The organism is Azospirillum brasilense, from assembly GCF_008365405.1.
In the GTDB taxonomy this organism is placed as follows: domain Bacteria; phylum Pseudomonadota; class Alphaproteobacteria; order Azospirillales; family Azospirillaceae; genus Azospirillum; species Azospirillum brasilense_D.
The window spans coordinates 1-506 of sequence record NZ_QOKV01000090.1 but is presented as its reverse complement, the minus strand read 5'-3'; the positions used below and the strand labels follow the sequence as shown (position 1 = coordinate 506).

Genomic DNA, 506 nt, shown 5'->3' with positions numbered 1-506 from the left:
CCGGCGATGAAGCCGACGACCGGCTTCTTGGTCCCGGAGTCGCGGATGAACTCCGCGCCCTTGACCTCGGCGTCGCCGCCGATCTCGCCGATCATGATGATGCCCTCGGTCTCCGGGTCCTTCAGGAACAGCTCCAGGCTGTCCACGAAGTTGGTCCCGTTGACCGGGTCGCCGCCGATGCCGATGCAGGTCGTCTGGCCCAGCCCCGCCGCGGTGGTCTGCGCCACCGCCTCGTAGGTCAGCGTGCCCGAGCGCGAGACGATGCCGATCTTGCCGCGCTTGTGGATGTGGCCGGGCATGATGCCGATCTTGCACTCGTCGGGCGTGATGATGCCCGGGCAGTTCGGCCCGATCAGCCGGGTCTTGGAGTTGCCCAGCGCCCGCTTGACGCGCACCATGTCGAGCACCGGGATGCCCTCGGTGATGCACACCACCAGCGGGATCTCGGCGTCGATCGCCTCCAGGATGGCGTCGGCGGCGAACGGCGGCGGCACGTAGATGACGCT

General features: G+C 68.4%; 1 pseudogene. It reads right to left on the bottom strand.

Annotated features, from left to right (window positions below):
- Positions 1-506 (bottom strand): annotated as a pseudogene (locus DS837_RS31920) (succinate--CoA ligase subunit alpha); the annotation flags it as partial.